This window comes from Paenibacillus bovis (assembly GCF_001421015.2).
Classification (GTDB): Bacteria; Bacillota; Bacilli; order Paenibacillales; family Paenibacillaceae; genus Saccharibacillus; species Saccharibacillus bovis.
In genome coordinates, this window is the sequence record NZ_CP013023.1 from 2,841,621 (window position 1) to 2,867,904 (window position 26,284).

A 26,284-nucleotide genomic window follows, 5' to 3' on the forward strand; every position below is an offset into this window, starting at 1 on the left:
TACATTCTTCCTTTCCGTACAGGATTAGGTGGAAATTTTATTTTGAAAGCGCTTTCTGATTTATAAATTATCATAGTGCTTCTTTAAATAACACCAGCATAATTGCAGATAAATTCATATGAAAATTAGTGATTTTCTAATAAAAAGATAATTATATAATATATGGGAAATGGATGGTGGTATTTAAAGGAACGAAATGTGTTCATTACAGTAAATCTTCATAGTAGATCTTCGAATGCGAAAAACCCGGAACATCATTCCGGGTCTTTTTTATATCCAATACAAAGCGATCCCGCTTGGAAAAATGCTCTTCAGCAGGTCACTTCGCAGAGTCGAAATCTCGGCAAAAAAATAGTTATGCTTTTGGAGTACCGGTACGTCCCATTAACAGCGTGTAAAGCAGCAGGGCAGCTAGAGATACCGCACCCAGGATGACAAGCACTTGCTGAAAGGGAAGAGCTTCGGTCATTGCAGCAGTATACGTGATACCGATCGAAGCCGCTACATTGATCATTAGGTTATAGAATCCGATAGCAGTGCCGACCTTTTCGACAGGAATTGAACTGACACAGGAGTCGAGCAGTGGCGCATACATAAGTGCAAATGATCCGGCGAATATCATCATCGATAATACGTAGATAAGAGGCGAACTTTGCGGCAGCAGACCAGGCAGAGCAACACTGACAGCGATCAGCAGCAGCGCCAGGGATACGGCTTGTCGATTGGATAGTTTTTTGGCGATACCGCCTGACAGGGCGCCGACGATAACGGCTGTGATATAACCCGGCACCAGCAGCAGGGAGATCTTGTCGAGCTTCAGTCCGTACACTTTTTCCATCAGGAACGGAAACAAGAAAATATAGCCGAGCTGGACCGAGTACATAATAAACACGATAACCAGAATAGAAATAAATCGACGATTACGGAAAAATTCGATACCGATAAATGCCTGTTGGCTGCGGCTGATATAAGTCAGGAACAGCGCAGCAGCGGCAGCGAATAGGATTAGATACAGCCAGTTGAAGTCCGAGATATAGAGCATCACTGCTGTTGCGATCGAAGCGATCAGGATCAGTCCGGCAAAGTCAATACGGCTGCGGCTGGACTGTTCATCCGGCAGAAACTTCAGAATAAAAGGCAGTAGAATAAGCGAAAGCAGAGGTACAAGGAACAGCGCTGACCAGCTGAGATATGTCGAGATATAGCCGCCGGCAAGTGCACCGATAACGAGTGAAAGCGAATAACTGCTTGTACTCAGCCCGAGGAACATTTTCTGTTCGCTACGCGGCAGATATTTGGTGACATAAATAACGTACAGCGTCTCGGCTGAAGCCAGTCCTGCTGTCTGAATAACGCGTGCAAGCAGAATCATCGGAAAGGAATGCCGAAAAGCAAAGCCAATAACCGAGCCAACGCAGATCAGCACAATACCGGTCACCAGCAGCTTTTTGATACTGACTGTATCGGCCAGCGTTGCATACACAACCGCTCCGATTCCGATGATCAGCCCGGCCAGTGTCGCCTGCCAGCTGACGGTAGTCATTGATAGGTTCAAGTCTTGTGCAATCGCAACCGAGACCAGTTTGAATGAATTATCGATCACCAGTGCAAAAAGAAAGAAGAGTAGAATAACAGGTATAGCCTGCTTGAGACGGCGCGTTTCTGCTGCTGACTGCATATCCGTCTCAGGTTGTACAGAAGACCCGGATGCTGAGAGATCCGATCGAACAGAACCATCCTTTTTATTGACCACGCTTTCATTTGTGCCTGCTTGTATAGTCTGGGTTTTATTCATCGACGTGTGCTCCTTTGTGTATAAATAGCCGTGTTAAGCCAGCTCCAGCGCAATCTCCATCATCTGTGTAAAAGAGGTCTGGCGTTCTTCCGGTGTTGTAGCTTCTTCACGGAAAATATGATCGCTAATCGTCAGAATCGAGAGCGCATTCACTCCGGCTCGCGCTGCATTCATGTACAAACCCGCCGTCTCCATCTCTGCACACAAGATGCCCATTTCACTCCATTTGTTCAGAGCCGTCGAATCTTCGTTATAAAAAATATCACTCGACAGCACATTGCCAATATGTACAGCCTGTCCTTGACGATCTGCGGTCTGCTTGGCTTTTTCGAGCAGATCAAAGGAAGCAGTTATCGAATAATAGCCTGGCAAGTGGTACTGTTTGGCATAATTGGAATCTGTAGAGGCCCCAATAGCGAACACGATATCATACAAGTTCAGCTTATCCTGGATAGCACCAGCCGAACCGATGCGAATCAGATTCTTCACGCCAAAGACGTGGATCAACTCCCACGAATACAGGCTCATACTCGGAATACCCATTCCTGTACCCATGACCGAGATACGATTCCCGTTATAAGTACCGGTATAGCCGAGCATACCGCGGACCCGGTTAAACTCAACAACATCCTCCAGATAGGTTTCCGCGATGAATTGTGCACGTAATGGATCGCCTGGCAGCAAAATTGTTTCTGCGATCTCGGCACCCTTTGGTTTGATATGTGGCGTCTCCGTAAAAAAGTTACGTCCGTTATCTGTATAATTCAATGTGCTCACTCCTGCGTTTTATTTTTATACAAATACTATACTTGTATATATATTTGTATAATTTGTATAGACATAAAATATCATACTTCTCTGAATGCAACAACTTCTTTTTTTGGCAAAGGCTATGTTACACTTTGTTGTTGATAATTAAGAATAAGTGGTCTATAAGAAGAATATAATTTGAGGAACGAGGAGGCAGACAACTCATGGGAGGAACGAATATATGGGATGCGGAGTGGAGGGTTAACGAAGAGCTGGCGCGTACACTGATCGGCAGACAATTTCCTCAGTTGTCATCAAAGCAAGTCAAGCGATTAGGCTGGGGTTGGGACAATACTGTTTTTCTCATCGGCGACGAGTACGTATTCCGGTTTCCAAGAAGGGCGATTGCAATGGGTTCGATTCGTATGGAAGGCCAGCTGCTGCCGAAGCTGGAGACATATATAACTATCCCCTATCCGAAGCCGTTGTTTTATGGCGAAGCAAGTGACGAATACCCGGTACCATTTCTTGGCTATGACTACGTGCCGGGAGATTTCCCTATCGGTTTGACGGAAGAGCAACGGGCTTTATCGGCGAAGACGTTGGCGAAATTTTTGCGGAGATTGCATGAGTTTCCGGTGCAGGAAGCGCTGAAGTACGGCATTCAGCAAGATCATCGAAACTTGACGGATATAGCTTCGCGTAAAGTGAAATTGGAGGGCTTTCTAACGAAGGTGGTTAAACACTTATCGCCGGAGGAGTTTGATGTGATCGAAGCGTATATGAGCAGCCTGCAAAAGGACCGTGTCGAAGCGGTAAATGTACTGTTACATGGCGATCTTCATTTCAAAAATATGCTTGTGAATGAGAACGGGACCGTTTCCGGTATTATAGATTGGGGCGATCTGAGCGTAGGTCATCCGGCTTGCGATTTGAGCGTTGCGTATAGCTTTTTACCACCTTACGCTCGCAGTGTGTTTTTCGAAATATACGGAGGAGCGGATGAGGAAACGAAAATGTTGGCGCGGCTAATCGCAGTATACATCCCTATACTGATCTTGATGCAAGCAATCGATGATGGGAATGAAGCAATTGCAGCAGAGGCGAAATCCAATATTATGCGGGCGTTGTCGGATTAGGTTCATTAATTCGCTACATGTATGGGGCTATGCGTATCAGCACTATTTTGTCGTTTAAAGTCCGCCATAGATACAATTGGCCTTTTCTGATGCTGCTGTATATTGAGGAACACAAAATTCAACAGAGTAAGTTGCTGCGCTAACGGGACACAATAGCAATAAACCGCCTTTTCAACGAAGGCAGTTTTCTTGTGATCCAATATCAGCACTGGAATTTAGCATAGCTTTTTGTAAAAGGATATAGAAATAACAAAAAGGCGCTTTCCGTTAATGGAAAACGCTCTTTGTCGCTCAATCGTTCTCGATGATACTGCTTTATTTGCTGGCGCGAATCCGGATAGAACTGTATTGCCGCGGAATATAATACTTGTTATACAAGACAGGATACTGCTCGTTAATGTGTACGCTTTCCAGCAGCAGATCACAACCTTCGCCAATATCCATTTTGTATTTGTGTACAGACACTGGCGCAGCGCTTGCACGCTTGACTTCTATCAGTGAGGAACTAGCCAGGTCGTAGACACCATGCTCCAGCGTATCAAGCAGCAGCGGCTCATTTTGTAGATCCATGCCAAGTTCGGAGACGGCCTCGATCGCCAAAAAGGTAAACGCATAAGCAACGATCTGCTCGTCACTCCAATACCAGCGTTCAGCTGCAACTACAGCAGCTGCACGGCGGCCAAGTACTTCCTGGGTATAATCGCTTTCCAGATCCAGCCGGAATTTGAGTTCAACCCGATCGATTGTTTCGGTATGGCATTTATAAAGCGGGTTACCGAGCTTCTCCAACCCCAGACTGGCATCCCGATGCGTAGCTCCGGTTACAAAGTTTCCTTTGCCATGATAACTTTTGACAAGTCCATCATCCTGCAACAGTGCGAGTGCCTGACGCAGTGTCATCCGGCTCACCTCAAAGCGTTTGGCAAGTTCCGGCTCAGAAGGCAGTCGGCTGCCCGCCGGCAGCGTACCGTTCATGATCTGCTTAAACAACTCGTCGTATACTGAAATATACAGCGGCCGCTTACCTCTTGAGAGATTGTCCGTATTTGAACCCATTATTTCCTCCATCTGCATCTTCGTACCAAAGTCTGCTGCACTGCCAACGTGGAAGCTGCCAAGTATAACAGTCCCGTTCATTACAGCACCCAAACGTTCTGCACGTACTGATCACGTCTTATTGTATACGCTCATTATAGCATGAAGATTACGATCCTCACGAGTCATGATCTCTTGCTGTATAGACTTTGAGGGTATGGAAGAAGCGGAGAAAGCTGCCATGAAAATAATCGACTGGCAAAAAAACAATTATTTTAAATTTGCTTTATGACAGTCTTCACAGCGTGTGCTAAACTATCGGAAATACATATTGGGAGGAATAGATCATGATTACCTGTTATCTCAAATATATTATCGATCCTTATAAAGTTCCCGAATTTGAACACTATGCCAAGCTGTGGATTCCACTGGTAAATCGACTGGGAGGAATGCATCATGGCTATTTTCTGCCTCATGAAGGCGCTAATAATATAGCTTATGCACTGTTCAGTTTTCCCAGTCTGGCAGAGTATGAGCTGTACCGCCGCAGAATGGAGATCGATGAAGGATGTCAGGCCGCTTATGCCTATGCCAATGAGACACGCTGTATTATCAGCTACGAGCGCAGCTTTATGCGGCCGGTATTGGAATAGCAGCGCAGTAATTTACTACATGTACGGGAGTTGTAGTATCTAGCGTACAACCATATACACGGTAGAGGAGGTATAGGGATGAGTATTATTAATGTGGAAGGAGCGATCTATCGCGCAGATCAGTGGCTGTTGATTCGCCGTAGTGTGCAGGAAGAGCATGCTGGTGGTACGCTGGCGCTGGTTGGTGGCAAGCTGGATGCACATGAGCAGGGAACCGATCAGCTGGAAGAAGCTTTGTATCGCGAGGTGGATGAAGAGGTGGGCATCCGGATTGCACCGAATCCGCAGTATTTGTACAATTCGGTATTCAGAACGGATGCCGGTCAAACAGTGCTTAATATTGTATTTCTGTGCGAATATGCAGAGGGGCAGGCGCACAGCAAAAGCGCCGCAGAAGTGGATGATGTCTACTGGATGACAAGTGAACAACTGCTTGGGGATCCGTCTGCGCCGCCATGGACAAAGGAAAGTATACGCCGGGCCGAGGCAGCGCGCCAGCAGTTGCTGTTGAATCAATCGCTGTAGACAAAAGACACCGGAAATTACAGGAAGAGGGCCATCAATTCTTCATCGTAATAGGTCTGTCCGATTTTGAGGGCACGCCAGTCCTTGCCATAGGCTTCAAAACCGAGTGCCTGATACAGCCGTTTGGCAGGCTCGTTATGTGCCATGACAGACAGATAGATTTGCTCGATAGTTCCTGCGCTGCGAGCTGTCCGAATCGCCTGCTGCATCAGCTCCTTGCCAATTCCTGAGCCCCGATAGGACGGTTTTACATACATGGCCATAATATTGGCACGATGTTGCAGCTTGGGCTTGCGTTCATAGACCAGTGTTACCGAACCGATCAATTCGGATTCATGCCAGGCTCCTATTGTCGTGGAATCTGTTCCTGTAAGCCTTTTGTGAAAACGCTCCACCGGAAAATCTTTTTCTTCTTCATAACTGGAAGCAAAGGCTTCAGGGTACTGCTCCAGTGCCTCCAACCGCAGCTGTCTGTAAGCTTCGGCATGACGGGCATCCAGAATTTCAATATTCATTATTGGCCTCCTGACGGGTAGGTAAATATGTAATATGATCTATTATATCCGTCAACGGTACATGTAACAAATACTTATACTGCAATATTCTGTTAAAAATCAGTGAACCTGGCATAGATCTGCAAAAAAAATGCTAATTAGGATCTGCAAAGATAATCAAGGAGGAAGCCCATGTTCTCTCTAGAAAGACGCAACCAGATTCTGGAGCTGCTGCGGCGCGATGGCAGAGTGCTCGCCAAGGATCTGGCAGAAATATTCGGTGTTTCAATCGATTCTATACGGCGCGATTTAACTGCAATGGAAGAGGAACGTCTGCTCAAACGTACCCATGGCGGTGCTATTCCACTGTCCCAGATGCGGACGATCTCCCAGCCGCTGCAGCGGGTATATCAGGATGAGAGCAGCCGTCAGCACGCTATTGCCCGTCTTGCCGCATCCTGTATTCAGGAAGGCCAGACGATCTTTCTGGGCGGTTCTTCCCTGCACCAGCTTATGCTGTCGTATCTTCCGTTTCGGCTGCCTTTTACCGTGGTGACCAATTCTCTGCAGATCGCAGAGGGATTGCGGGAAATGAACCGGACCGGTACTTATCTGCTGGGAGGACGGATGAATACATCCGGTACCATGACCGATACGCTTGCTGCCGAATGGATTAGGCAGTTTTCGCCGGATCTGAATTTTGCTGCTGTGGAGGGAGTATCTGTCAATGGACTAAGTATGTCGGCTCCGGAAGATGCTGTTTTTGAACGGGCCGTTATAGAGCAGTCTCGCCGAACCATCTGTATGGTAGAACATCCCGGTATCGGTAAAGATTGTTTTGCGCGAATTGCTTCTCTTCACCGGGTCGACCTGCTGATTACCGATGAACAAGTATCGCGGGAAGAGATTAGCCGTTTGCAGACCAGATCTTCAATCCAGATCCGGCTGGCGGAAGAGCGATCCGGTACAGGCTGATGAATACTTAAATAATCAACAAAGGATCAGTTGAACAAAAAGCCCCTGCGCGATTGCACAGGGGCTTTTTGTTGTCACAGGAGAATAGAACAAGAAGAGAATTTAGAAGATGCCAGCTTTCTGGGAAGTCGCCTTGATTCCGCTTGGATCATTGACTACCGTGTTACCAAAGCTGGTCAGGCTGCCATTGGGACCCGTTGCCAGATCCAGATAGTTCAGATTGCTGCTGTTGCCATACCAGGACCAGGCGAGCCAGCCGATACCTTTTTCCTGCCCATATCTCATGATCGCGTACTCATCCACATCACCATTCGTATGGTAGCCGCCAAATTCACCGATGATTACAGGAAGTCCTTTGTTTAGTACACCATCAATATTGGCTTTGACAGTAGCTGCGTCTTTGCCCGCGTATTCGTACATATGAATCGAGAATATGGTATTTCGCTGTGAATCGGCTGCGAATACACTTTGTCCATAATCTACGATCGATTGTGGGTATTGTCCCCAGCCGGCGGCATCCACAATCAGGGTATTTTTGATGCCTGCATTTCTGAGCTTGGGAATCGCCTGCTTGTAACCGTCTGCCCAGGCGCTTCCATTCCATGTGCCATACCACTCATTGGCAATATTCACGATAACACGATCTTCTTTGCCGATCAGGGCATCTTTGATGCTAATCCAATAGTTTACGGCAGCATCCAGCGAGTTATAATCGTCTTTGCCTGTAGCATCATGTACTTCAAGCACAGCGATCATTTTATTCTGGTTGACGAGGGAAATAATATTTTTAACCGAATTCACATCATCTTTGGTGTACTGCATCCCATTGGACAGGACGATGCGAACCGTATTGGCTCCAGTACGCGCAATAGCAGGAATAGCTGTAGACAGATCGTTTTTGTACCAGGTATGTGCATGGTTGATACCCCGCATGGCAAAAGGCTTACCGGTAGAATCGTACAATTTGGTACCGCTTACATAAAACCCTGTTGCAGCAGACGCTTTGGGTGCAAAACTGTTCATTCCATAGATAGCCAGAACCATGACAAGCGTAGACAGTAACCCTTTGCACAACAGCTTTTTCATACAACAACCTCCAGATTTTTTTATTTTAACCAGCGATTCCGGCGCAATTGCTTGAACAGGCTGGCCAGCCAGCCGGAACCACATGGGCTAAAATTGTACAGATGATTCGGTAATCCGTGAGCTGCCGCTAGGTACGTGGCAGGATAGCGAAAAGGAATCGCCGGATCGGATCAACGTGTATCCTTGTAGGTTACGTCATATCTTTTACGGAATCCCGGTATATGATATTGCCCGGTACAAGTACTCTTCCAAAACTTGTATGCGGGTCACGTATCTTTTTGAGAATGGAATCGACGGCGGTATAGGCCATCTTGTTAATATTCACTTCAATCGTCGTCAGATGCGGTTCGGACAGGGTCGCGTAGATATCATTATCAAAGCCAACAACCGAACAATCCTGCGGTACCTGATATCCCTCGGCGCGCAGCTGCTGCAGGAGCAGATGGGCGACTTGATCACAGTTGCATACAAAAGCCGTAGGCAGGGAAGAAGGAAGCTCCAGATCAACAAATGTACCCTGTTCATCACGGTCACTCAGTATCCATTCCTGGCGCAAAGGCAGATGATGCTCCAGCAGTGATTTGTAATAGCCGAGAAACCGGTCCTGGATACTGCTCGTTGAATAGAGATTGCCCACATAGGCGATATCGCGATGCCCCTGGCGAATCAGATAATTGGTCAGTTCATAAGCGCCGTAAAAGTTGTCCGTGATGATGGAATCAATCTCGGCATGCTCATCATAAAAGTCGAGAAACATCTTGGGCTGCTCGATCTGCTCGATGACCTCGATATATTCCTTGCTCACCTGTCCCAGCAAAATAAAACCGTCGACTTTTTGTTCATGATAGATACGCGGCAAATGCAGCTGTTCCTCATCTTCGCGGCTCAGAATATGCAGAATGCCATAATAATTATGCTGCTGAAGCGCAACCGCAATTTCCTGGTACAGGCGCAGGTAAAAGGTCTGGGAGGTGCCGGTGAATCGCTCGGGAATGATAACACCCAGATTATACGTAAGTCCTTCACGCATCGACTTGGCTACCGTATTCATGCGATAACCCATTTCCCAGGCCGCCAGCTTGATCTTTTCCTTGAGTTCATCGCTGACACCATCTTTGTCATTCAGCGCTTTGGAGACGGTAACACTGCTGACGCCCATTTTGAGTGCAATGTCACGCATCGTAATATTTTTATTCATCATTTCTCTCCCGGCCTCTCTTGTAAATGAATACTGTTTGTCTCAACAAAAGTCGTTATTGTAAACACAGTATACAGTTTTACTGTAGAGTAATAAAGAAATCGAGGACGGGAAATGAAAAGACCCATGAATTAACGGGATGCCAGCAGGCGTTCATTCTCTTCGATCAGCGCGGAACGCTGGATCGCACAATCCAGGGAACGCAGCGGATCGGCAGGCGTGTTGAATGCGTAATCGGTGAGTTTCTCCAGATTGGTGACCGCTACATGAACACGTGTATCACTGGAAGCATAATAGATGTACACTTCGCCTTGTTCGTTCACGACTGCACCATTGCAGAAAATAACATTGGATACATCACCTACGCGCTCATCATCATAAGGAGCAATAAACAGGCCGCCCGGCTTGGCAATAACAATGGACGGATCTTCCAGACTGGTTACAAACACATACAGTACATACCGTAGACCGGCTGCTGTGTTGCGCACACCATGAGCGATATGTACCCAGCCGCGCTCCGTCTTGATCGGGGCAGGCCCCTGTCCATTTTTGGCTTCATAGACCGTGTGGTAGCGGCGTTCATCCATGACTGTCTCGGTCTTGATCACAGGATTCAGAATATCATCGCACCATCCAAAAGCGATACCACCGCCGGAACCGGTAGAGATAAATCCATCCTGTGGACGTGTATAAAATCCGTATTTCCCATTTACAAATTCCGGATGCAGCACCACATTGCGCTGCTGTGGAGAGGAGGTACGGATATTCGGCAGACGCTCCCAGGTTTTGAGATCACGAGTACGAACAAGTCCTGCCTGTGCTACCGCACTGGATGTATCATTGGCAGGTGCATCGGGATCTTTTTGCTCGGAGCAGTAGATACCATAGATCCAGCCATCTTCGTGCTTGACCAGACGCATATCATACATATTGGTCTCGGCAGGGTCCACATCATCCCAGGTTAGCGGCTTGCCTGTAAACCGGAATCCATCCACTCCGTTGTCGCTTTCGGCAAGGGCAAAAAAGGATTTACGATCCAGTCCTTCGGTACGAACAACCAGGATATATTTGCCTTCATGATAGATCGCTCCCGGGTTAAGAGCTGCGTTAATCCCCAGTCGCTCCATAAAATGCGGATTGCGCTGTGCGTCCAGATCATATCTCCAGTGAACAGGGATATGATGACGTGTGACGACCGGATAGCGGTAACGATCATAGATACCGTTATAGAACTCTGTATTTTTCTCATTGCGTCGGTTCAGCAATTGTTCCTGCTTGGCTGCGAGTACTGCGTATTGTTCATGGATCATCGCTTAATTCATCCTCTCGGTAATTTCGATACAAAAACGGCTGTTATGATACGGACATTTCCACATGCCTGCGACTTCGCGCTGTCCGGGCTCTCCCTGATCGTCAGCGGACCAGAACCATTCCCCGCCTGGACGCGGATCAATAATATGGACTTTGATATACGCCCACAATTTATCAATCAATTGAAGAAATTGATTATCACCGGTACGCTGATACGCATTGTAAAATCCAACCACGGCCTCGGCCTGTACCCACCAGATCCGCGAAGTATCGATATGATCATTTTCCTGCTCATTCATCAGTGATCCATCCGGCTGTATAGCTACTTCGGCAACACGGTAAGCCATATCAATAACCATCTGCTGATAGACAGGATCGGTATTGCCGATCACTTGCATAGCATCGTCAATCAGCCAGCTGGCTTCGATATCATGTCCAAATGAAGTGAGGTCCAGCAGGGAATTCCACTGGTTATCAAAAAATACATTCAGCCTCCGCAGCTGTGGATCATACATGCGATCATGCAAAATCAGCAGCAGATTATCGAGCGCCTGGTGGACTTGTTCATCCGGCCAAACCCGGTACAGATTCGTATACGCTTCCAATATGTGGATGTGTGTATTCATCGTAATGTCGGCGATGACACCATTTTCACTCAGCATCTCGTTGGGCTGCTCCTGCCAGAAACGATCGAATTCTTCGCGATAGGCTCCGGTTTGATGATTGTAGCCGGTTTGTTCCAACCACCGAAACAGCCGGATAGATAGCTGCAGCGCTTCTTCCTCGCCGGTTGCCCGGTAATATTCACTGAACGCGTAAATAGCAAAAGCCTGATTATACACATGCTTGCGCGTATCCAGCGGATTACCCTGATAATCGACAGCCCAGTAAATGCCTTCATGTTCTTGATCATACAGCGGACCAGACAGAAACTGGTATGCATGTCTGGCATGTTGGGCATACTGGGAATCACCGGTTATCCGGTAAGCAGCAGCAAAAGACCAGAGAAGACGTGCTGTTGCAATACCGCCCTTGGGTGGGTTGGAAGAGATATTCAGATCATAGCCGACCTCACCATAATACCCTCCATACTGTTCATCTTTGAGCTTCATCCAGAAAGGGAGGATATGCTCCAGCCATTCCTGCCGAATCTCTTTTTGTAATATTGTCACATCGGCACCATCCTAATATAACTTTATCGATAACCTTATGTGAACACTATAATGACTAACAAAAGCAAATGTCAATTGAAAAATATAGAAATAGAAGCCAGTTATTTAGAATAACGTATTAAAATAACGATTGACTAGAAAGCGCTCACAATATAGAATGCGTATGTAACCTAATCGATAAGGTTAAATAAAGTTATGGAATAAGGAAGGGGATTGGAATGAAGAAGCGCAAATGGTTTTCCAGCTTCGTAGCGTCATTGCTGGTAGTTTCACTGTTGGGAGGCTGTTCCAAAGGCAGCTCGGACAATAGCGATCCAAATAAAATCGAAGGCGACATTACAGTAATTACGCAGCGTACAGATATCGTGGATACCGTATTTCAGGATTACGCCAAGGAATTTAACAAGATTTATCCTGACGTTAAAGTAAATTTCGAAGCACTGTCCGACTACGAAGGACAGATCAAAGTACGGATGAGTACAGAAGATTATGGAGATGTACTGCTCATTCCAACCAGTATTCCGATCAAGGATATTCCCGATTTCTTTGAACCGCTCGGTTCTTATGATGAAATGAAACAAAAATATACCGGGATCGAAGAGCGAATGGTAGATAACCAGATCTATGGTATTCCGGTGGCAATCACTTATTCCGGCATCATCTATAACAAACAGGTATTCAAACAGGCGGGAGTTGCCAAAGTTCCGCAGACTACCGAGCAGTTCCAGCAGGCACTGCAGCAGATCAAGGACAAAACGCAAGCGGTTCCTCTTTATACCAACTATGCTGCCGGTTGGCCGCTTACCCAGTGGGAATCCGATCTGATAACAGTGGCAGGCGATCCGAATTACGTCAATATTACCCAGCCCAACTCGGATGATAATTTTGTACCGGGACAGCCGCATTATGAACTGTACAAGGTTCTGTATGATGCAGCCAAAAGCGGTCTGATTGAGAAAGATCCGACAACAACCGATTGGGAAAGCTCCAAAGCCGATCTGGCCAATGGCAAAATCGGTGCAATGGTACTGGGCTCCTGGGCGATCGATCAGATCAAGAGTGTAGCTTCCAATCCTGACGATATCGGCTTTATGCCGTTCCCGACCAATGCAGCCAAAGTCGTTGTACCTCTGGCAGCAGACTACAATATCGGCGTCAATGTGAACAGCGAAAACAAACCGGCTGCCAAAGCATGGGTAGACTGGTTTATCAATAAATCCAATTATTCTGTAGAACAAGCCGGAAGCATCAGTGCAGTCAAAGGTTCCGAATTGCCACCTATTCTCAAGGAGTACGAAAAAGAGGGCGTTAGCTTTGAGACGCTGACTCCGGGCAAAGCCGGTCAGGAAGGATTGGTAGACAAGATCGATAAGGAAGCGGAAATCGGACTATGGCAGCCAGATTTCAAAAAGCGGATTATCGAAGCGGCAATCGGCAACAAAAATGAATCCTATGATGAGATTATGAAGCAATTGAATGACGCATGGATCAAAGCGAGAGCAGCTGTCACAGAGCAATAATCTGTTAGGCGGACGGGAGAGCAGGCGATAATCCTGCTTTCTTCCCGGGACTGCTGCAGCGGGACAGCAAGGTTTTGGTATCTGAGCGAAGCTGGAGGTAAAGGATGTTCAAACTTTCCAATTACAATTATTCGACCCAACGAAAAATAATTATAGCTGCTTTTTCGGCTATTCCGATGATTCTGCTAATTACATTTTCCTATCTGCCTGTGTTCAATATGTTCAAGTATAGCTTTACCGACTGGAATGGCTATAGCAAGCATATGGATTATGTAGGCTTTGCAAATTACAAACGGATTTTTAGCGAACCCGAATATTTTGCTGTATTCAAAGTCAGTCTGTATTACTTTTTTGCCACATTTGTGCAGATGGGACTGGCGCTTTATTTTGCGACTATTCTCAGTTTTAGCACCCGTTTCAAGAACTTCTTTAAAGGAGTCCTGTTTTTCCCCTATATGCTGAACGGAGTAGCAATCGGTTTTATTTTTCTGTTTTTCTTCCGTCCAGACGGCACGCTGGATACGCTGTTGAATGCACTTGGACTCGGTCATTACATACAGCTATGGCTGGGCAATCCGAATATTATTAACTACTCGCTCGCCGGTGCTTCCGTATGGCGGTATATGGGCTTCAACTTTATTATTTTCCTCGGTGCGATCTCGTCGATTGACCGTGATGTGTATGAAGCAGCCGATATTGATGGTGCCAACCGCTGGCATCAATTCCGGCATATTATTTTGCCGAGTATTGGCAAGATCGTACAGCTGAATATTATTCTCGCTGTAAGTGGAGCTATCAGTGCTTTTGATATTCCTTATATTATGGTGGGTGGCTCGAACGGTAGTGAGACCTTTGTTATTCAGACAATTGATTTGGCCTTTAAATACAGCAAGCTGGGGCTGGCATCCGCTATGGCGGTTATCCTGCTATTTATTGTTGTGATCGTTACTGCTGCACAGCGTATGCTGGTGAAGGAGGAGAAATAAGCTGTGTATAGACTCAAATATTCGGCCATGTCCACATTCAAATACGCCACTCTGATCATTGGTGCAATCATTGCACTGCTGCCGATCCTGGTTGTCTTTTTTGCATCATTCAAAACCAAGCAAGAATACGCTTCTACCAGTCCGCTGCTGCCTCCGGACAACTGGCTGAACTTTGCCAATTACACCAAAGCTTTTGTAGATGGCAAAATGCTGCTCGGTTTTGCCAATACGACCTTTATCCTGGTGATCTCGATTGTCGGCGCCACGCTAACCGGTTCGATGATCGCTTTTGTACTCAATCGATTCCAGTTTAGAGGCAGCAAGCTAATCATGGGTGCTTTCCTGCTGGCGACGCTTATTCCGAGTGTAACGACCCAGGTAGCTACCTTCCAGATCGTTAATGCGCTTGATCTGGTCAATACACACTGGGCTGCCATTATCCTGTATCTCGGTACGGATATTATCGCCGTGTACATTTTCCTGCAGTTTCTGGAATCGATCGCTCCGGCGCTGGATGAATCGGCGATGCTGGATGGAGCCTCATACTTTACGATTTACTGGAAAATTATTTTGCCGCTGCTGAAGCCGGCGATTGTCACGGTCATTATTGTCAAAGGAATCAATATTTACAATGACTTTTATATTCCATTTCTGTATATGCCCAAATCGGGATTGCAGGTCATATCAACCGCTTTGTTCAAATTCAAGGGACCGTATGGCTCCCAGTGGGAAGTGATCTGTGCAGGCATTATGATCGCTATTATTCCTACGCTAATTATTTTCCTGATCCTGCAAAAGTACATTTATAACGGATTCACCAATGGTTCCGTGAAATAAAAATCGTTTTGTGAGTATACAGCAGTTTTACTGGTTTACTTGCTATTTCTTATTCTCAGCATAACTTTTCCCAAACCCAAAATGCAAAACCCAAAAAGAGAACATGGAGGAGATTAATCATGACTGATATTCAAAACAAGACTGTAACTACGGTGAAAATTATTGGCGAGCCGCTGGCTGCAATGCCATGGCAGGATAAGCCCGAAGGTTACGAATTTCCGGTATGGCGCCATACGGCGAATCCAGTGATCGGCCGTAATCCGGTCAAAGGAATCGCGCGCATTTTTACAGTGCGGTTGTTCCCTATGAGGGACGGTTCGTAGGCATATTCCGTGCGGAAACGGTGAATGGACGTCCACATCTGCATCTGGGCTGGAGTGACAATGGGCTGGACTGGCAGATTGAAGAAGAGCGCATTGAATTCCACGATGAAGCAGGAGAGCCGTTTCAACCGAACTATGCCTATGATCCGCGCCTCGTCAAAGTAGAAGATACCTATTATATTATCTGGTGCACCGATTTTTATGGAGCGGCGATAGGATTTGCCAGCACCCAGGATTTCAAATCATTTACCCGTCTGGAAAATCCATTCCTGCCCTTCAACCGCAATGGTGTATTGTTCCCCGCAAAGTAAACGGCAACTTCCTGATGTTGTCCCGTCCAAGTGACAGCGGACATACTCCATTTGGTGATGTATTTGTCAGTGAAAGTCCCGATCTGGTCTACTGGGGCAAGCATCGTCATGTGATGGCCAAAGGCGGACAGGGCTGGTGGCAGGCTGTCAAAATCGGTGGAGGGCCTGCACCGATCGAGACCAGCGAAGGCTGGCTGATGTTCTACCATGGTGTAACCGGTACCTGCAATGGTCTCGTGTACAGTATGGGTGCAGTAATTCTCGACAAGGACGAGCCGTCCCGTGTGAAATATCGCGCGTCCACCTTTGTGCTGACACCGGAAGAATGGTATGAAGAACGCGGATTTGTCGCCAATGTTATTTTCCCTTGTGCGACTCTGCATGATGCAAATACCGGACGAATTGCTATTTATTACGGAGCAGCGGATACGTATGTGGGCGTTGCTTATACCACGGTCGAAGAGATTGTAGGCTATGTGATCGAGCATCATGAAGAGATCGCGGATGATCAGGAGATTGGCCGCATGTAATGGGTCTCTGGCGCAATATGGACAAAGCAGCACAATGAACCCAACAGCAGGAGCAGAGAGGAATGGATTCATGGACTACATCAAAGGATTTACCTATGGCTGGATGAGTGGACGTGGCAGCTTCCGCGCACCTGAAGCTAGAGAATCGCTGCGGCTTATGCAAGAACGCACCGGTAGTACTACTGTTATTTTTGCCTTGGCCGCATTGCAGGATACGCCTCATTCCACACAGGTGGATTACCGCGGAGAACACATGGTGGAAGATGATGAGCTGATTGCCATGCTGGAGTATGCCCGTTCTCTGGGACTCAAACTGATTATGAAACCGACCGTGAACTGCCGCAATGGTACCTGGCGGGCGCATATCAACTTTTTTGATCAGAACGTACCCTGTGAGCCCAAATGGCATGAATGGTTTGCTAGCTATACCGATTATCAGCGGCATTATGCCCGGATTGCCGAGCAGACAGGCTGCGAGATGATGATTGTCGGCTGTGAAATGGTGCAGACCGAACGGCGAGCAGCAGAGTGGGTCAGCTGATAGCGGATGTACGTCAGGACTATTCCGGTCTGATTACGTACAATACGGATAAATATCAGGAGGATAATGTGAAATGGTGGGACGCGGTCGATGTGATCTCGTCCAGCGGTTATTATCCGATCCATGATTGGGACGATCAGCTGAACCGGATTGAATCGATTATCCGTCCATATAAGAAGCCGTTTTTCTTTGCGGAAGCTGGCTGTCCCAGCCGTACCGGTTCGGCAATGATCCCGAATGATTGGGAGTGGGCAGGCGCAGTGAATCCGGGAGAACAGGCTGACTATTATACAGCGATGTTCAACGCTAGTAGAACCCTCCGTGGTGAATGGATTTGGATTATGGGCTGGAGCGCCGCACTGTACAATGAACAGGAAGCCTTGAATCATGATGGATACAGCGTATACGGCAAGCCGGCCGAGCAGGTGATCCGGAGTTTTATACTTCACTGCCGGAGCGTCTGCAGACCGTAGAGTAAGACAGCAGGACAAGTGGAAAAGGGGAGAACCGATGGCGGTAGACATGTCTTTGGAGCAATTAAAAAGTACATGGGCAGCAGTCCGAGACCTGTGGATTTTGATGAATACTGGGAAGGGACTCGCCGAGCTGGATCAACAATCTCTGGAGTATGAGCTGGTTCCGGCGACTACGATTCACCGGTGGCACAGTGTTATCATTTGTATTTTACAGGAATCGGCGGCGCGAGAATCCATTGCAAACTGGTACAGCCTGCCGAAGCCCTTCGCGTCCTGTGGGTCCCGGATTGGTCATGTTCCATGGATATGCGTGTGACAGCGGAGACTGGTTTGACAAAATCGGCTATGCGGCTCATGGATTTACCGTTCTGGCGATGGATTGCCGGGGCAGGGTGGCTGGTCGGAGGATGCACTGACAGTAAAGGGACGACGATTCGTGGACATTTTATCCGTGGTATTGATGATCCGGATCCGGACAAGCTGTATTTTCGCAATGTGTTTTGGATACCGTACAGGCTGCCCGTATTCTGATGTCGCTGGAGGGAGTCGATCCCGAACGGATCGCTGCTCATGGTCTGTCCCAGGGTGGAGCGCTTACGGTTGCATGTGCTGCACTGGAGCCTCGTATCAAGGTTGCTGTGCCGGTCTATCCGTTTCTATCGGATTATAAGCAGGCGAGTCAGCTGAACCAACGACTTCCGCTTATGAAGAACTGGTCTATTATTTCCGTTTTTTGATCCGCATCATTATCGAGAAGACGAGATTTTTGAAAACTGGGCTATATTGATATCCAGAATCTGGCGCCGCGTATCCAGGGGATGTGCTATGGGTAACCGGATTGGCAGATATCATCTGTCCGCCATCTACCCAGTTTGCAGCCTACAACAAAATTACGTCACCCAAGGAAATGCTGCTGTATCATGAATACGGACATGAGTATTTGCCTGCTCTGGCTGATCGGACTTTACAGAAGCTGATGCAGCTGCATGCATAATTTCTTGCCTGTAGCCTTGCATGTAATGATATTTCATTGTATAAAAATGTAACGGATTATAATAACCGGACCTTCTCGGAGGCTCCGGTTATTATTGCATTTCAGGCTGCAAGACAGGAGAAAATAGTGCAGCCGATATCGACAGACGGTTACGGACAGAGCAAGAAGCTCCTGTCCGATTGTGAAGGAGTAACGAATAACAATGATATTGCTAAATGCCAGACAGCAGGATATTTTACAGCTTCTCCTGCATCATTCCGGACAGTTTATCCAGATTCAGAATGTTGCGGATCAGCTGCACTGCTCGGAAAAGACAGTTCGTAACGATTGCAAAATGATTGAACAGTATATAGCGGCTATCCATCGGCAGCGCTGATTCGAAGACCCGGTGCAGGTATCAGTCTGAGCGCATCCGGCGAAGCGATCCATGCGATGCTTGCGCGGCTGCAGACGATACAGCCATCCGCCATTATCGTCCCGGACAAAGAGCGGATTGTGCAGATTGCCTACCGGCTGCTGATGAGCACGGAACCGTTGACTGCACAGGAACTGGCGGATGCTTTTTATGTGAGCCGCAATACGATTCGCAGTGATCTGGATCTGATTACCGACTGGCTGGCGCCGTTTCATTTGCGGATGGTCACCCGGCAGCGAATCGGTATGGTCATTGAGGGGGAGAGCGTCACAAACGACTGCGCTGGTACGGCTGAACCGCTGGCCGATACCGGAGAGCCTGCAGGCAAATGGCTCAAAAGCCAGTTTGCCGCTCACGAGGTGGATACGGTCTATCACGAGCTGGAAGCGTTATGCCGGCGGCATCAGCTTGATTTTACAGATGAGACATTCGATAGTCTGGTGATCCATATTTTGCTGATCAGCCGCCGAATCAAACTGGGACAGCCGATCATGGTAACCGGCAGCGAAATGGAAGAGATCCGTCAAAAGCGTGAATATGAATGGGCCAGCGAACTGGCAGCTGATCTGGGAAAATCATTTGCGATGTCTTTCCCCGAAATGGAGAAGTGTTATCTGGCACTGCATCTGCTGGGCGGCAAGCTGCGCTACAAACCGGATCGAAATGATACTCAACCGGCAGAGAAAGGCAGTGAAGGGCTGTCTGTTATTCTGGTGGATCAGCTGGTACGAACGATGTGCAGTCTGAATTTGATTGATTTTACAAGAGACGAAACATTGATCAGCGGACTGCACGTACATCTGCGCACGACGCTTAACCGGCTCCAGTATGGACTGCCAGTCACCAACCCGATGCTGCACGAGATCAAGAAAATGTATCCCTATATGTTCGATATGATGGTATCGGCTGTAGATGAGATTAACCAGGAATACGGATTGACTATTCCGGAAGAGGAAATGGCTTATCTGACACTGCATTTTCAGGCAGCTGTAGAGCGGCTCAATCATAGCAGCCGCAAGCACAAGCAGGTTGTGATTGTATGTCATATGGGAGTCGGAATGTCCCAACTGCTTTCTTCCCGGATCGAGCGCAAATTCTACGCAGTGCATGTGGCAGGCTGTATTGGACTGGCCGAGCTGGATGAGTTTCTGCGTCGGCATCAGGTAGATATGATCATCTCGACGATTGAGCTGCCACCTGTATCGGTGCCTTATATTGTTATTTCCCCGCTGCTGGAGGCAGGAGAAGAGAAAAAGCTGGAGCTGTTTATCCAAAAGTCGGAACATACCCAGACCGAGAAGCCGCAGGAATCGATCCTGCTCAAATATACAACCCCTTTTCTTGTTCTGCTTCAGCAGCAGGCCGACCATCCCTATGAGATTATTGAACGACTCGGTCAGCTGCTGCATCAAAAAGGATTTGTTACCGCGGAATATATTCACAGCGCTATTATCCGTGAGAAAATGTCTGCGACAACAATAGGCATGGGCGTAGCTATTCCGCACGGCAGCCCGCAGCATATCGTCCAGTCGGCAATTGCTATTGCGACATTACAACAGCCGCTGCGCTGGGGCAATGAGTATGTCTCACTCGTATTTATGCTGGCTGTACAAAATGAAGATCAACAGGAGACGCGGCTGCTTTTCCGCGAATTATCCGGGATCAGCGAGAATCCGCTGCTGGTTCAGCGTCTGCGTGAACAGCAGGATGTGATGACATTTCTGAGCGGATTTTAGCGATAATATCCGTGTTCCGGAAATAAAACTGCTTTTACCGCATCTTGCTGCGTCTTCCGGTAAAAGGTTGAACATTTGATAGGCATTCTCCTGTTTATAATACATGTAAGCGTTACAACAATGGAGGATGATAAGCATGAAATTACTGGCAATTACCTCATGTCCCAATGGAATTGCACATACGTATATGGCAGCGGAAAATCTGCAAAAAGCAGCTGATCAGCTCGGTATTCAGATGAAAGTGGAAACACAGGGTTCGATTGGTGTCGAGAATGAATTTACCGAGCAGGATATACGTGAAGCGGATGGAATCATTATCGCAGCGGACAAAACGGTCAATACCTCCAGATTCGGTGGCAAGCGCCTGCTCGTAGTCGGTGTACAGGATGGTATCCGTAAGCCGCAGGAATTGATCAAGCGATTTAGCGAAGGTGAAGTACCTGTTCATCAGGCAGCCAAAAGCTCTTCGGCAACAGGAAAGCAGGAACGCCAGGATAAGCAGAATCCAATCTATCGCCATCTGATGAGCGGAGTTTCTTATATGATTCCTTTTATCGTGGTAGGAGGTTTGCTGATTGCGATTGCACTTACACTGGGTGGACAGAAAACACCAGGCGGACTGGTTATTCCCGACGGATCATTCTGGAAAACGATTGAGCAGATTGGTGCTGCATCCTTTACCTTTATGGTACCTATACTGGCAGGCTTTATCGCTTATAGTATTGCGGACCGGCCAGGTATTGCACCCGGTGTGATTGGCGGTTATATCGCAGCTACAGGAAGCTTTTATCATAGCGAATCGGGAGCCGGATTTATCGGCGGGATTGTAGCCGGTTTTCTGGCAGGTTATGTAGCACTGGGGATCAAGAAGCTCAAAGTACCGCGGGCGCTTCAGCCGATCATGCCTATCATTATTATTCCGATCCTGTCGTCGCTTGTAGTGGGGCTGGTATTCGTATTCTTGATCGGTGCGCCGATTGCCCATGTTTTTGAAGTATTAACTGTATGGCTGGCAAGTATGCAGGGAACGAGTTCCGTACTGCTCGCGCTGATTTTGGGAGCGATGATTTCTTTTGATATGGGTGGGCCGGTGAACAAGGTAGCCTTTTTGTTCGGTTCGGCTATGATCGGAGAAGGGAACTACGAGATTATGGGCCCGATTGCTGTAGCGATCTGTATTCCGCCGATCAGTATGGGACTGGCTACCTTTATCGCCAAGCATAAGTTCCGCCCGGCAGAACGCGAAGCTGGCAAGGCGGCATTTACAATGGGATTGTTTGGAATTACCGAAGGCGCGATTCCATTTGCCGCTCAGGACCCGCTGCGTGTTATTCCAAGTATCATGGTGGGTTCAATGACCGGATCGGTGATTGCTATGCTCGGTCATGTGGGAGACCGCGTAGCCCATGGCGGTCCGATTGTAGGCGTACTGGGCGCAGTCGATCATATTATTATGTTCTTTATTGCTATTATTGTCGGTGTAGTCGTAGCAGCCCTGCTCATTACATTGCTCAAAAAAACCCTGCCGCTTGAAGAACAGCTGCAGCCCGAGGGCATGTTCAACGATCAGGATACATCTGCAGCACCAGCAGATCATCAGGCAGTATCCGGCAATAGCCATGTATCGTCTTCTGCGGTTCATACTGGAGCATCGACTGGACAACAGGATGCGGCACAATCTGCCAGCCCCGCTGAAGAAACTAGAATCGAACAGCTGACCGATATTATGGATCTGGATCTGATCGAGCTGAATCTCCAGGGAGAAAGCCGCGATCAGGTGATCGATGAGATGATTGATATTTTGGATCAGCAGGGGAGACTGACTTCTGCTACCGATTTCAAGCAGGCTATTCTGGATCGTGAACATGAGAGTACTACCGGTATCGGCATGAATATAGCAATTCCGCATGGCAAATCACAGGCGGTTCAACGTCCAGCAGTCGTATTCGGTCTAAAGCAAGATGGAGTAGACTGGCACAGTATGGATGGTACAGACGCACGGTTGATTTTCATGATTGCCGTACCGCGCAGCAGCCAGGGCAATGCCCATCTCAAAGTACTGCAAATGCTGTCCCGTAAACTGATGGATGAACAGTATCGCAATCAGCTACTGCAGGTAAGCAGCCGTGAAGAAGCTTATCAATTACTCGAACAAATCCGTTAATTTCAAAAGTGGTCACCACAAAAGCAGTCACTACCAAAGCAAAGCAGCACAGAGTCTATTCTGCGCTGCTTTGCTTTTTGTAATTATATTTACTTTTCATAAAAAGTCTATAATCTCATCCAATACTCCATAATGCTCAGCTAGCCAGCTCATCTCCCGCACAAATCGAACTGGTGGTCCGCTGTCCTTATCCATGCCGGTTCGAATCCACCAGACGCTTTCCATATACCACAGCGCCTGCAAAGACACACTCAGCCGCTCGTTATAATGAGGATGTACTTCACGATATCCTTGCATAAAAGCTGCAGCCCGGGTCAAATCAAACTCTCCATCCCAGACGCAGGATAGAATAGCCCGCGCAATATCCAGCTGCGGATAATCATAGTTCAATCGGTCATAATCCAGTACAGCAGTAACTTTATCCGGGTAGAACAAAAGATTATCGGTCCATAGATCACGATGAGCCCAGCCTGGACGAAGAGTTTGCAAGATATCCATATTCATCGTAATAGTCGTCTGGCGCTGCTGCTCCACTATTGGCAAATAGATTTGATGTCCTTCTTCCTGGAATTGGATATATAATTGCTCCCAATATTGTAGTCGCTGATCACGCGTCGGTGGCTGGAACAGTGGCGGCGCTTGTACTGGTAAAGAGTTATCATTCAGCAGACGATGCATCTGTCCGGTAATTCGTCCCAGATCATATAGCTGAGCTTCATTTACCATGCCCGGCATTATAATCTCACCTTCACAATAGTCCATGACAAGAAAGCGCTCCCCGAGTGCCGAGGTATGCCAGACGGTATGACCATCCGTAATTAGCTGCGGTGCAGGAATGCCACTGGCCCGCAAACGAATCTGCTGCGCAAAAGCCTGTTCCAGTACAGCAGGATCATAAGCCTGAAAACGTTCGCGATTATACTGCTTGATCAGATATATTCCGCTATCGGTATGTATTTTCCATTTTAGATTCAGCCAGCCGCGGCGTATGGGTGTGATAGATTGTATCTGCCATCCCATTCTCTGTACGCAGGCATCGATAATATCATTCAAAATCATATCTTCCTGATAGGCTATATCCATGGCAGGTTTATCCTCCCGGGTTCATGTCTTTCCATTGCTGGGCATTATTCATAATAGATTGGCAGTGGTCTGCTTTGGCTTGCTGGTAGGCAGCTGGATCAGATGGATAAAGGGCAGCCAGCTGCCGCTTGAGTTCTCCATACTGCCGCGCATTCAGTGGATGATGAATCAGATAATCCCGAAACAATAAATGCTGTACAGCCTGTAAATGAGAAGGCTCATAAACATGCAGATGATGAGTCCTCTGATCGTGACCTTTGACAAAGTATTCCCGGCCAGCAATCCCGTTCTCCCCGCGAGGCTCATAGCCAGCCAATCTTAATGATTCATAGTAGAGCGGAACATCCTGAATCTGCCGGACCAACAGCAGAATATCAATAATAGGCTTGGCATAACCTATTGCAGATACCGAAGTACTGCCGATATGATGGATACCGAGCAATTGATCTGTAAAAATAGACCGTAACATAGCTGCTTCTGCTTCGTATTTCATCACCCACTCCGTTGTCCATGGCTCTACATCAACTTTGCGCATAATTGTACTCCTTTCCTCGTGCGTTTACAGACCTATGACCAAAAATGCTCACTGGAACAGTAGAATAGATGCAGTAAATGCAGCTATATCAGCTTATCCATGCGAACGGATTTCTTTATGTACACTTCTTCCATATATTGTATCAGTACGCCAGGATAGATCAAAGAACAGAATCTGTCGTATAGGCAGTCTGCTGTACTACTATTCCAAATCGTTGCAATAGCAGGTTCGAATGGGGTTCAATTCACCTAAGAATCGGTAGATTTATTTTGCATGTCGTCCATAAATCAGCTATTCTTTTTATATCGACAAATTTGTATGTCTATAAAAGGAGGCATTGGCGTTCATGTGTCCTCGCACCAAGGAACAAAATGAGTCTATACGTATGCAGCGCAAAGAACAGATTTTGGATGTAGCGGCACGGTCTTATTTTCGGACGGGGGGCAGTTTTGATATCCGGGATGTAGCTCGTGAGGCGCAGCTGGGCTATGGCACAGTTTACCATTATTATCCCAACCGTCATTTACTGATAAAGGATGTACTGGACAGTGGATTTGAGAGATGCGAGCACGTCCTGACAGAGTGGTCCCATACTATAGGTAGTTACACAGGGCAAGAACAGCTGTTATCCTACTGCAAATCACTGCTTCAGCTCTGGCAGTCGGATGCCCGCGCTTATCTTGTCTATAAAATGGCATCGGAATATTATACAGGTCTGCCGGATCGAGAACAGCATGCCGCCCGGCAGCGATTTATGGAACAGTTGTATATCCCTCTCCAGACAATGACACAATGCAGCAGCGACAGTATCCGCTATATGCTGGCTGTACTGGTTGGATGCTGCGGATTGAACTATTATGCGGAACATTCCGTTCCTGATATTGATCGAATCGCCCAACTGGCTATGCAAGCTATTACAAAGGAGCCCTGAACCCACATGATCATTTTAAAAAGCAAACACGAAATCGAATCTATCCGCAAAGCCTGTCAGGTGGTAGCTGAATGTCATCGCACTATCGCTCCCATGATCCAGCCAGGCATCACTACCAATGAGATTGAACGAATATTCGAAGAGATTATGCTAAAGCATGGTGCCAGACCGTATCAGAAAGGCTATAAAGGATATCAGTATGCCACCTGCGCTTCGGTAAATGACGTAATCGCACATGGCTTCCCGGATAACAAGCCGCTGGAAGAAGGAGATATCGTAACGATCGATACCGTGGCGGAACTGGATGGCTGGCTGGGTGATTCGGCCTGGAGTTATGCAGTTGGACAAATATCACCAACCGCCGAGAAGCTGATGCGTGTTACCAGAGAATGTCTTGATCTGGGAATTGAGCAGGCCAAGTCCGGTAATCGGTTAGGCGATATAACGAGTACGGTTCAGCAGCATGCGGAATCGAACGGTTTAGGTGTAGTTCGCGATCTTCTCGCGCATGGTATTGGTCAGAATCTGCATGAGGAGCCAACTTATATGCATGTTGGCAAGCCCGGCAAAGGCGTGCGTCTCAAAGAAGGCATGGTATTCACAATCGAGCCGATGATCACGGAAGGTACCTATCATATGACTATCGATCCCGATGGCTGGACAGCGCGAACCCTGGATCATAAACTGGCTGCCCAATATGAGCATACGATTGCTATTACAGCGGAAGGCCCACAAGTTCTGACTGCCCAATAACAGAAGTACTTGAAAA

General features: G+C 47.4%; 22 protein-coding genes and 3 pseudogenes. 15 read left to right on the forward strand and 10 right to left on the reverse strand.

The annotated features are described in order from the left end of the window. Positions 1 to 355: 355 nt before the first annotated feature. Together AR543_RS12220 and deoD are read right to left on the reverse strand one after the other, a co-directional pair. Positions 356 to 1,678, reverse strand: a complete 1,323-nt coding sequence (locus AR543_RS12220) for an MFS transporter (RefSeq protein WP_060536758.1) — start codon at positions 1,676 to 1,678, stop codon at positions 356 to 358. A gap of 150 nt (positions 1,679 to 1,828) precedes the next feature. Beyond that, on the reverse strand, positions 1,829 to 2,563 hold the full coding sequence (gene deoD, locus AR543_RS12225; RefSeq protein WP_060534760.1) for a purine-nucleoside phosphorylase: 735 nt from the start codon (positions 2,561 to 2,563) through the stop codon (positions 1,829 to 1,831). A gap of 206 nt (positions 2,564 to 2,769) precedes the next feature. On the opposite strand from deoD, the gene AR543_RS12230 reads away from it, so the two are divergent. Next, positions 2,770 to 3,684, forward strand: coding sequence for a phosphotransferase (locus tag AR543_RS12230; protein WP_060534762.1), 915 nt, complete (start codon positions 2,770 to 2,772; stop codon positions 3,682 to 3,684). 315 nt (positions 3,685 to 3,999) lie between these two features. Here the strand turns inward: AR543_RS12230 and AR543_RS12235 are convergent, their stop codons facing one another. Beyond that, positions 4,000 to 4,740, reverse strand: coding sequence for a GntR family transcriptional regulator (locus AR543_RS12235; RefSeq protein ID WP_060534764.1), 741 nt, complete (start codon positions 4,738 to 4,740; stop codon positions 4,000 to 4,002). A 326-nt stretch (positions 4,741 to 5,066) separates the two neighbouring features. Here AR543_RS12235 and AR543_RS12240 point away from each other — a divergent pair, with 326 nt between their 5' ends. Beyond that, a complete protein-coding gene (locus tag AR543_RS12240) occupies positions 5,067 to 5,372 on the forward strand; it encodes an NIPSNAP family protein (protein ID WP_060534766.1) in 306 nt (101 codons plus the stop codon). 78 nt (positions 5,373 to 5,450) lie between these two features. Next, entirely contained in the window at positions 5,451 to 5,897 is a 447-nt protein-coding gene (locus AR543_RS12245) for an NUDIX hydrolase (RefSeq protein ID WP_060534768.1), read from the forward strand. Between the two features lie 17 nt (positions 5,898 to 5,914). On the opposite strand, the gene AR543_RS12250 is transcribed toward AR543_RS12245, so the two are convergent. Beyond that, positions 5,915 to 6,412: a GNAT family N-acetyltransferase gene (locus AR543_RS12250; protein WP_060534771.1), complete on the reverse strand. Its 498-nt coding sequence runs from the start codon at positions 6,410 to 6,412 to the stop codon at positions 5,915 to 5,917. Between the two features lie 171 nt (positions 6,413 to 6,583). On the opposite strand from AR543_RS12250, the gene AR543_RS12255 reads away from it, so the two are divergent. Then, positions 6,584 to 7,366: a DeoR/GlpR family DNA-binding transcription regulator gene (locus AR543_RS12255; RefSeq protein WP_060534773.1), complete on the forward strand. Its 783-nt coding sequence runs from the start codon at positions 6,584 to 6,586 to the stop codon at positions 7,364 to 7,366. 102 nt (positions 7,367 to 7,468) lie between these two features. On the opposite strand, the gene AR543_RS12260 is transcribed toward AR543_RS12255, so the two are convergent. From AR543_RS12260 to AR543_RS12275, 4 genes are all read right to left on the reverse strand, one after another. After that, complete coding sequence (locus AR543_RS12260; protein ID WP_060534775.1) at positions 7,469 to 8,452, reverse strand: glycoside hydrolase family 5 protein; 984 nt, start codon at positions 8,450 to 8,452, stop codon at positions 7,469 to 7,471. 190 nt (positions 8,453 to 8,642) lie between these two features. Beyond that, complete coding sequence (locus tag AR543_RS12265; protein ID WP_060534777.1) at positions 8,643 to 9,650, reverse strand: substrate-binding domain-containing protein; 1,008 nt, start codon at positions 9,648 to 9,650, stop codon at positions 8,643 to 8,645. A gap of 131 nt (positions 9,651 to 9,781) precedes the next feature. Next, positions 9,782 to 10,960: a glycoside hydrolase family 130 protein gene (locus tag AR543_RS12270; protein WP_060534779.1), complete on the reverse strand. Its 1,179-nt coding sequence runs from the start codon at positions 10,958 to 10,960 to the stop codon at positions 9,782 to 9,784. 3 nt (positions 10,961 to 10,963) lie between these two features. Next, positions 10,964 to 12,133: an AGE family epimerase/isomerase gene (locus AR543_RS12275; protein ID WP_227871742.1), complete on the reverse strand. Its 1,170-nt coding sequence runs from the start codon at positions 12,131 to 12,133 to the stop codon at positions 10,964 to 10,966. 218 nt (positions 12,134 to 12,351) lie between these two features. Here AR543_RS12275 and AR543_RS12280 point away from each other — a divergent pair, with 218 nt between their 5' ends. The 9 genes and pseudogenes from AR543_RS12280 (at position 12,352) to AR543_RS12320 (ending at position 22,966) form a co-directional block, all read left to right on the forward strand. Next, complete coding sequence (locus AR543_RS12280) at positions 12,352 to 13,653, forward strand: ABC transporter substrate-binding protein (RefSeq protein ID WP_060534781.1); 1,302 nt, start codon at positions 12,352 to 12,354, stop codon at positions 13,651 to 13,653. Between the two features lie 104 nt (positions 13,654 to 13,757). Next, positions 13,758 to 14,639: a carbohydrate ABC transporter permease gene (locus AR543_RS12285; protein ID WP_060534783.1), complete on the forward strand. Its 882-nt coding sequence runs from the start codon at positions 13,758 to 13,760 to the stop codon at positions 14,637 to 14,639. 27 nt (positions 14,640 to 14,666) lie between these two features. Next, a complete protein-coding gene (locus AR543_RS12290) occupies positions 14,667 to 15,476 on the forward strand; it encodes a carbohydrate ABC transporter permease (RefSeq protein ID WP_418304224.1) in 810 nt (269 codons plus the stop codon). A 119-nt stretch (positions 15,477 to 15,595) separates the two neighbouring features. Then, positions 15,596 to 16,640 (forward strand): annotated as a pseudogene (locus tag AR543_RS12295) (glycoside hydrolase family 130 protein). 103 nt (positions 16,641 to 16,743) lie between these two features. Continuing rightward, positions 16,744 to 17,654 (forward strand): annotated as a pseudogene (locus AR543_RS25055) (glycoside hydrolase family 113). Positions 17,655 to 17,691: 37 nt separating this feature from the next. Next, positions 17,692 to 18,651, forward strand: a pseudogene (locus AR543_RS24990) (acetylxylan esterase). A gap of 202 nt (positions 18,652 to 18,853) precedes the next feature. After that, entirely contained in the window at positions 18,854 to 19,027 is a 174-nt protein-coding gene (locus tag AR543_RS12310; RefSeq protein WP_082472214.1) for an HTH domain-containing protein, read from the forward strand. A 56-nt stretch (positions 19,028 to 19,083) separates the two neighbouring features. Further along, positions 19,084 to 20,802 (forward strand): BglG family transcription antiterminator, encoded by a 1,719-nt coding sequence (locus AR543_RS12315; protein WP_060534787.1) that lies wholly within the window; start codon positions 19,084 to 19,086, stop codon positions 20,800 to 20,802. 136 nt (positions 20,803 to 20,938) lie between these two features. Next, the gene (locus AR543_RS12320) at positions 20,939 to 22,966 is read left to right on the forward strand and encodes a PTS fructose transporter subunit IIABC (protein ID WP_060534788.1); all 2,028 of its coding nucleotides are present in this window, start codon (positions 20,939 to 20,941) and stop codon (positions 22,964 to 22,966) included. 96 nt (positions 22,967 to 23,062) lie between these two features. On the opposite strand, the gene AR543_RS12325 is transcribed toward AR543_RS12320, so the two are convergent. Together AR543_RS12325 and AR543_RS12330 are read right to left on the reverse strand one after the other, a co-directional pair. Next, the gene (locus AR543_RS12325; protein ID WP_060534790.1) at positions 23,063 to 24,049 is read right to left on the reverse strand and encodes a phosphotransferase; all 987 of its coding nucleotides are present in this window, start codon (positions 24,047 to 24,049) and stop codon (positions 23,063 to 23,065) included. Between the two features lie 7 nt (positions 24,050 to 24,056). Then, the gene (locus AR543_RS12330; RefSeq protein ID WP_064505579.1) at positions 24,057 to 24,584 is read right to left on the reverse strand and encodes a GrpB family protein; all 528 of its coding nucleotides are present in this window, start codon (positions 24,582 to 24,584) and stop codon (positions 24,057 to 24,059) included. A 346-nt stretch (positions 24,585 to 24,930) separates the two neighbouring features. On the opposite strand from AR543_RS12330, the gene AR543_RS12335 reads away from it, so the two are divergent. Both AR543_RS12335 and map read left to right on the forward strand, forming a co-directional pair. Further along, entirely contained in the window at positions 24,931 to 25,515 is a 585-nt protein-coding gene (locus AR543_RS12335) for a TetR/AcrR family transcriptional regulator (protein ID WP_060534792.1), read from the forward strand. 6 nt (positions 25,516 to 25,521) lie between these two features. After that, a complete protein-coding gene (gene map / locus AR543_RS12340) occupies positions 25,522 to 26,268 on the forward strand; it encodes a type I methionyl aminopeptidase (RefSeq protein WP_060534794.1) in 747 nt (248 codons plus the stop codon). Positions 26,269 to 26,284: the final 16 nt, after the last annotated feature.

Bases quoted from the DNA above. Each gene is read 5' to 3' on its own strand.
- AR543_RS12220 (WP_060536758.1), bottom strand. From the start codon at position 1,678: ATGCAGTCAGCAGCAGAAACGCGCCGTCTCAAGCAGGCTATACCTGTT.
- AR543_RS12230 (WP_060534762.1), top strand. From the start codon at position 2,770: ATGGGAGGAACGAATATATGGGATGCGGAGTGGAGGGTTAACGAAGAG.
- AR543_RS12235 (WP_060534764.1), bottom strand. From the start codon at position 4,740: ATGGGTTCAAATACGGACAATCTCTCAAGAGGTAAGCGGCCGCTGTAT.
- AR543_RS12240 (WP_060534766.1), top strand. From the start codon at position 5,067: ATGATTACCTGTTATCTCAAATATATTATCGATCCTTATAAAGTTCCC.
- AR543_RS12245 (WP_060534768.1), top strand. From the start codon at position 5,451: ATGAGTATTATTAATGTGGAAGGAGCGATCTATCGCGCAGATCAGTGG.
- AR543_RS12250 (WP_060534771.1), bottom strand. From the start codon at position 6,412: ATGAATATTGAAATTCTGGATGCCCGTCATGCCGAAGCTTACAGACAG.
- AR543_RS12255 (WP_060534773.1), top strand. From the start codon at position 6,584: ATGTTCTCTCTAGAAAGACGCAACCAGATTCTGGAGCTGCTGCGGCGC.
- AR543_RS12260 (WP_060534775.1), bottom strand. From the start codon at position 8,452: ATGAAAAAGCTGTTGTGCAAAGGGTTACTGTCTACGCTTGTCATGGTT.
- AR543_RS12265 (WP_060534777.1), bottom strand. From the start codon at position 9,650: ATGAATAAAAATATTACGATGCGTGACATTGCACTCAAAATGGGCGTC.
- AR543_RS12270 (WP_060534779.1), bottom strand. From the start codon at position 10,960: ATGATCCATGAACAATACGCAGTACTCGCAGCCAAGCAGGAACAATTG.
- AR543_RS12280 (WP_060534781.1), top strand. From the start codon at position 12,352: ATGAAGAAGCGCAAATGGTTTTCCAGCTTCGTAGCGTCATTGCTGGTA.
- AR543_RS12285 (WP_060534783.1), top strand. From the start codon at position 13,758: ATGTTCAAACTTTCCAATTACAATTATTCGACCCAACGAAAAATAATT.
- AR543_RS12290 (WP_418304224.1), top strand. From the start codon at position 14,667: ATGTCCACATTCAAATACGCCACTCTGATCATTGGTGCAATCATTGCA.
- AR543_RS12310 (WP_082472214.1), top strand. From the start codon at position 18,854: ATGATATTGCTAAATGCCAGACAGCAGGATATTTTACAGCTTCTCCTG.
- AR543_RS12315 (WP_060534787.1), top strand. From the start codon at position 19,084: ATGCTTGCGCGGCTGCAGACGATACAGCCATCCGCCATTATCGTCCCG.
- AR543_RS12320 (WP_060534788.1), top strand. From the start codon at position 20,939: ATGAAATTACTGGCAATTACCTCATGTCCCAATGGAATTGCACATACG.
- AR543_RS12325 (WP_060534790.1), bottom strand. From the start codon at position 24,049: ATGGATATAGCCTATCAGGAAGATATGATTTTGAATGATATTATCGAT.
- AR543_RS12330 (WP_064505579.1), bottom strand. From the start codon at position 24,584: ATGCGCAAAGTTGATGTAGAGCCATGGACAACGGAGTGGGTGATGAAA.
- AR543_RS12335 (WP_060534792.1), top strand. From the start codon at position 24,931: ATGTGTCCTCGCACCAAGGAACAAAATGAGTCTATACGTATGCAGCGC.
- map (WP_060534794.1), top strand. From the start codon at position 25,522: ATGATCATTTTAAAAAGCAAACACGAAATCGAATCTATCCGCAAAGCC.